3 protein-coding genes are annotated in these 6489 nt (G+C 66.4%); all 3 read right to left on the reverse strand.

The features are described from left to right. Positions 1-99: 99 nt before the first annotated feature. Positions 100-1230 carry a two-component system response regulator gene (locus ACK4HJ_RS18920; protein ID WP_409834438.1) on the reverse strand — a complete coding sequence of 377 codons (1131 nt, stop codon included), beginning with the start codon at positions 1228-1230 and terminating at the stop codon, positions 100-102. Between the two features lie 25 nt (positions 1231-1255). Continuing rightward, entirely contained in the window at positions 1256-6133 is a 4878-nt protein-coding gene (locus ACK4HJ_RS18925) for a PAS domain S-box protein (protein WP_409834439.1), read from the reverse strand. 45 nt (positions 6134-6178) lie between these two features. After that, a partial coding sequence (locus tag ACK4HJ_RS18930; RefSeq protein ID WP_409834440.1) for an EAL domain-containing protein occupies positions 6179-6489 on the reverse strand: 311 nt, incomplete at its 5' end.

Here is a 6489-nt window from a genome sequence, read left to right on the forward strand (position 1 = left end):
GCAAGGGCCGCCCCGCCGCGCTGGCTGCGTCCCCCTTCCCGAATTGCGCAGCAATTCGAGAGAAGGGGGAAGGCGCGAAGCGACTCAGGGGGATGAACCCTATGTGGGGTCGGGGTACTTCTGCGCAATGCTGCGGAAGTCCTCCGCAATGTCCACGAACGCATCCACCATGTCCGGATCGAAGTGCGAGCCCTTGCCGCGCACGATGGTGCTGCAGGCCTGGTCGTGGGAGAACGCGGGCTTGTACACGCGCTTGCTGATCAGCGCGTCGTACACGTCGGCCACGGCCATCAGGCGCGCTGAAACCGGGATCTCGTCGCCCTTGAGCCCTTGCGGGTATCCCGACCCATCCCATTTTTCCTGGTGGCAGTAGGCGATTTCCTTGGAGACGCTCAGGAACGCCACGCGCATGCCCAGACGCCGTTCGGCCTCTTCGATGGCATCGCGGCCCAGCGTGGTGTGGGTCTTCATCACTTCGAACTCTTCCACCGTGAGCTTGCCGGGCTTGAGCAGGATGCTGTCGGGGATGCCGATCTTGCCGATGTCGTGCAGCGGGGCGGACTTGTAGAGCAGCTCGATCATGCGGTCGTTCAGCACGTGCTCGAAGCGCGGGTGGTGGCGCAGGCGCTCGGCCAAGGTCTTCACGTAAAGCTGGGTGCGGCGGATGTGGTTGCCGGTTTCGTTGTCGCGCGTCTCGGCCAGGGACGTCATGGCCATGATGGTCACATCCTGGATCGCCTGCACCTCCAGCGTGCGCATCGCCACTTCGCGCTCCAGGTAGGAGCTCTTGTCGCGCAGGAAGTCGGCCGTGGCCTTGAGCGCCAGGTGGGTGTTGACGCGGGCCAGAAGGATGGGCGGGCTGATGGGCTTGGTGATGTAGTCCACGGCGCCCAAAGCCAGGCCCATGCGCTCGTCGTCAGGATTGGAACGCGCAGTGAGAAAGATCACAGGGATGTCGCGCGTGGCGGGCTGCGCCTTGAGGCGCCGGCACACCTCGTAGCCGTCGACCTCCGGCATCATGATGTCCAACAGGATGAGGTCCGGTGGCGTGTCGGACTGCGCAATCTTCAGCGCCTTCTCGCCATGGTTGGCCACCTTCACCAGGAAATGCTCGCGCAGCAAACTGCCCATGAGCGTGAGGTTGTCCGGGGTGTCGTCCACCACCAGCACGGTGGCAATGGGTTTTTCCACAAGGGCAGCCTGGGTGGAAGCAAAGGGCACGTTGTCCATGGAAGTGTCCTGCGGGTTGCGCCGTTCAAGGGATGTGAACGGCAGGGTGCTCGGGGCTCGGCACTGCGGCGATCACCTCCAGTGCCTGCTCAAAGTCAAAATTCAGCGTGTGTGTCTCGACAACCTTGAAGGCTTCGCCCAGCAAGGCGTTCAGCACGGCAGCATTGTGTTTCAAAAAGTCCGTGGCTGCAGGGTCGTCCTGTTGCAGAAAGTCGCGCAGGCGCATCAGCACAGCGCGCGGCTCGGCCGGTGGGTCGACGGACTCGCCACCGTAGGCCGCGTGGGCCGCTGCACCACCCGCATCAGGTGCAGCCTGCGCTGCCCAGTCTTTCAACGCCGCCAGAACCGGCATCAGGGCGGCACCCAGCTCCACCAGCCGTTGCGCATACACATCGGCGCTGGCACGCACCCGCACCGCGCTCTCCAGCGCCTGGGCGCGCTCGGCCACCGGCTCGGCGCCAATGTTGGCGGCCACGGACCGCAGGGTGTGGGCCAGGCGCTCGGCCAGTTCCATGTCGTCCGCCGCCAGCGCCTGCTGAAGGGTGTTCAGCACGTCCGCCTGGCCACTGCAAAACCGGCGCAGCATCTCGGCGTACAGCGCAGGCTTGTTCAGGGCGCGCTGCAGGCCCAGCCCCTGGTCGATACCCGCTACCTGCGGCAGCGCCATGGCGGCAGCCATTGTTGCGCGCGGCGCCGGTGCCAGGGGCATCAGCGGAGGCGCGCCGGTGGGTGGCGCACCCAGCCCGGGCCGTGGACGGATCCAGCGCGCCAGCGCGGCCCACAGCGCCGCAGGCTCGATGGGCTTGGCCACATGGTCGTTCATTCCGGCGGCAAAGCAGCGCTGGCGGTCGGCCTCCATGGCGTTGGCCGTCATGGCGATGACGGGCAGCTCGGCATGGCGCGGGTCGGCGCGCAGCTGGCGCGTGGCGGTCTCGCCGTCCATGACGGGCATCTGCATGTCCATCAGCACCACGTCGTAGTGCTTGCGCCCGATACGGTCCAGCGCTACCTGGCCGTTCTCTGCCACGTCCACGGCAAAGCCCGCGTCCTGAAGCAGTTCCACGGCCACCATCTGGTTCAGTTCGTTGTCTTCCACCAGCAGCACATAGGCGCCACGGATCGCCAGCGGCAGTTCGTCGGCGGCAGGCGCCGGTGTCACGATGCGGCGGCCGAGGTGGGTGGAATGCTCCAGCGGCTGCATCAGCGTGTCGAACAACAGCGAGGCATTGACGGGCTTGATGAGCACCGTCTCGATGCCCTGCGCGCGTGCCGCGCGCATCACGTCCTCGCGCCCATAGGCCGTAACCATGAGCATCTGCGGCACCTGGGCCATGCCCAGGCCGCGGATGTGCCCGGCCAGTTCGATGCCGTCCATGCCAGGCATGTGCCAGTCCAGCAGCAGCAGGCCAAACAGCCGCTGCTGCGCCATGGACTCGCGCAGCCGGTCCAGCGCCTCCAGCCCGGAGTAAGCCTGCTCCACCTCAAACCCCATGGCGTGCAACATGTCGGAAAGCACGGTGGCGGCCGTATGGTTGTCGTCCACCACCAGCACCCGGCTGCCGCGCAGGTTGGGCGGCGGCAGAAGCACGCGCGCGGGCGCGCCGCGCTCCAGCGGCAGCGACACCCAGAAGGTGGAGCCTTTGCCAAACGTGCTTTCCACCCCCACCTCTCCACCCATGAGTTCGGCCAGGCTCTTGCAGATGGCCAGGCCCAGGCCCGTGCCGCCATAGCGGCGTGTGGTGGACGTGTCGGCCTGCTGGAAGCTCTGGAACAGCCGGCCCACCTGCTCGGGCGTGAGTCCGATGCCCGTGTCGCGCACCTCGAACCGCAGCATCACGCGCTGCTCGGAAGACTCCAGCAGCCGCACTACGATGCTGATCTCACCGGATTCGGTGAACTTGATCGCATTGTTGGCAAAGTTGATGAGGATCTGCCCCAGCCGCAGCGAGTCGCCCACCAGATTGGGAGGCACATCGGCCGCCACATCGCACACCAGTTCCAGCCCCTTGGCGCCGGCCTTGTAGCCCACCACGTCCGACACACTTTCCAGCATGCGGTCGATCATGAAAGGGTGCTTTTCCACCGTGAGCTTGCCAGCCTCAATCTTCGAGAAATCCAAAATGTCGTTGATCACGCCCAGCAGGTGCTGGCCCGCCTGCTGGATCTTGCTCACGTAGTCGTGCTGGCGCGGGCTCAGTCCCGACTTGAGCGCCAGATGCGACATGCCGATGATGGCGTTCATGGGCGTGCGGATCTCGTGGCTCATGTTCGCCAGGAAGTTGGACTTGAGCGCGGTGGACTCCTCGGCCAGTTCCTTGGCGCGGCGCAGGTCTTCCTCTGCGCGCTGGCGGTCGGTGATGTCCACAAAGGTGCCGATGGCGCCGCCGGGCGAGCCATCGGGCCGCGAAAAGCCGTGCAGCCAGAACATGGTGTGGTGGATTTCGCCGTCTGCATACGGCATGTCCACCACCTTGTGCACCGACTTCACGCCGTGCAGGGCCTCGCGCGAGTCTTCGTCAAAGCCCAGGCGCTGGTCTTCGGGCAGAAAGCCGAGATCCATCACGGTCTTGCCGATCAAAGTCTCGCGGTCCACGCCAAAAGCCTGTTCGTACGCGCGGTTGAAGCCGATGTAGCGGCCATCTGCCCCCTTGTAGAACAGCGGTACCGGAATGGCGTCGATGAGCGCCTGCTGGAAGTCCAGTTGCTCGGCCACCTGGGCCTCCAGCAGCTTCTGGTCGTGGATGTCCACGTTGACGCCCACCACACGCACCGCCAAGCCCACCTCGTTGCGGAAGATGCGCGCCGCCGACAGGAACCACCGCACCTCGCCGTCGGGCCGCACAATGCGCCAGGAATCGCGCAGGTCGTTGCCGGTGCCGCGCAGGGTTTCCGTGAAGTACGCCACGGCGCGGTCGCGGTCGTCGGGGTGCAGCCGCTCCATCCAGTCGCGCCGCGTGCGCACCGCGTCGCCGGGCGGTAGGCCCAGCATGGACACCAGCTTTTCGCTCCATAGCACCTGGTCGCTCAGCAGGTCGATGTCGAACACGCCGATCTTCCCCGCCTCCTGGGCCAGTTCCAGCCGGTCCTGGGCCTGCCGGATGGCCAGTTCGGCCTGGCGCTGTTCGCTCACGTCCTCGATCACCCAGATGGACGCAGCATGGAAACCCTCCATCTGCAAGCTGCGGCCCGCCAGACGCGCCTCGAAGGGGCTGGCGTCCAGCCGGTACAGCGTGGCCGTCTCACGCAGCGCAGTGCCGCTGGCCAGGCCCGCACCCACCCGCGCCGTAAACACATCGTAGTTGCCCCGGCCGCCAAAAAGGGCCGAAACGCCCAGCCCTAGCAGCTGCGACGCGGTGCCGCCCATCAACTCCACAAAAGCAGGGTTGAACTGGCGGAACTGGCCGTCGCACACCAGAACGATGGGCGGCGCGTTGTCGAAGATCGCCGTCTGCTGCTCCAGCAACTCATTGAGCAGTCGCTCGCGGCGCTCCAGCTCCTTGTGCGCCTGCATGCGCTCGCTCACGTCCTCGTGCAGGCCCACGATGCCAATGCGCCGTCCCCGCCCGTCAAACACGGGCGACAACGTGGCCTCGTCGTGGTAAACGCTGCCGTCCTTGCGGCGGTTGATGAAATGCCCCTGCCAGGAGCGACCGGACAACAGCGTGGACCACATCTCCTGGTAGGTGTGCGCGGGCGTCTGGCCGCTGGCCACCAGGGATGGCTTCTTGCCGCGCACTTCGTCCAGTGCGTAGCCTGTATTGCGCTCGTACTGCGGGTTCACCCAGTCGATGCGGCCGTCGCCGTCGGTGATGACCACGGACACGGGGCTGCTCTCCAGCGCGGCGCCCAGCACCCGGAAGCGTTCCAGCGCAGCGGCCACGCGCGCCCGGCTGCGCAGCAGGTCCAGCAGCAGCAGGCCCAGCAGGCTCAGCAGCACAAAGGCAGCGCCCCCCACCTGCAGGCGCTGCGCGCCGGTCATCAGTGCGCTGATGTCGTCCAGCACCACCAACTGCCACTTGCCGCCGGGGTCGTTCCAGTCAATGCTTCGGCGCTCCACGGCGTATTCCACGCCGTTGAGCATCACGGTGCTCGCATCGGGTGCAAACGGCAAGGCCGAAGCCAAGCCTTTCTCAAAGTACTTGCCCAGCTGGCGCGATGCGCGGATGGCGTCAATACGCGCCTGGGTCAGCGGCGGCGCCACCGCAAACTGCCATTCCGGCCGGGTCGATGCAAATGCCACGCCCTGTGGCGACAGCAGCACCGTAGGCAGGCCCGATCGCCTGAGCAGTGCGTCAAACGGCTCGAAGCCCACCTTGAACATCACTACACCGATGATGGTGCTGGACGGCGTGTCGCTTTCGTACAGCGGTGCGGCGTAGTAAAGCCCCCGCTCCTGCGTGTTGCTGCCGATGGCGGCGTACACGCTGACGGCCCCGTTGATGGCCTGCTGGAAATACGGCCGGAACGACAGGTTGATGCCGGTGGACCGATCTCCCGCCGTTTCGTGCGCCACCACCGTCCCGTCGGCGGACATCACGTAAACACCGTTCACCTGGAACCGGCCCCTTGCAACCGCCAGGCGGGCGAGCGCGTCCGCATCATCGGGCGCCAGGTACCCGCGGGCCATGTCCTTGAGCAAAGGCTCGCTCAGTCCCAGCAGCGAGACCGCGCCCAGCATGCCCCCGCCCGTCGTCTGACTTACCAGGGCTTCGGCCGTCTGCTGCAGCAGACGGTTGCGCTCCACGGCGCGCTCTGCGGCGCGCCAGTGCACAGCGCCCTGCACCGCCAGCCACGCACCCAGCGCGGCCAGTGCGGCCACCAGCAGCAGGCCCCTCCAGTTGGGGGCGTCGCGGTCGAGCACCTTGTCGAACAACATGCCTACGCCCTCGCCCACGCGCTTCATGTCACGGCCCCGGCGCGTGCCGCCGCGGGCGTCGGCAAAGCGGAGTCAACGCGCCGGATACAGGAAGGCATCGAGATCTCCCATCGGCCCGGGCCGTCCAAACAGATACCCCTGAAACCCCTCGCACCCATGCAGCCGCAAAAATCCCAGCTGCCCCGTGGTCTCCACCCCCTCAGCCACCACCTCCAGGTCCAGGCTCTTGGCCAGCGCCAGAATGGTGCGCACAATCGCCGCGTCGTTCGGGTCCGTCAGCACGTCCCGCACAAAGCTCTGGTCGATCTTGACCTGGTCCAGCGGCAGCCGCTTGAGGTAGGACAGGGACGAGTAGCCGGTGCCAAAGTCATCGAGCGCAAAGC

Origin of the sequence: Acidovorax sp. (assembly GCF_046294525.1) — a bacterium.
Lineage (GTDB): Bacteria > Pseudomonadota > Gammaproteobacteria > Burkholderiales > Burkholderiaceae_C > Acidovorax.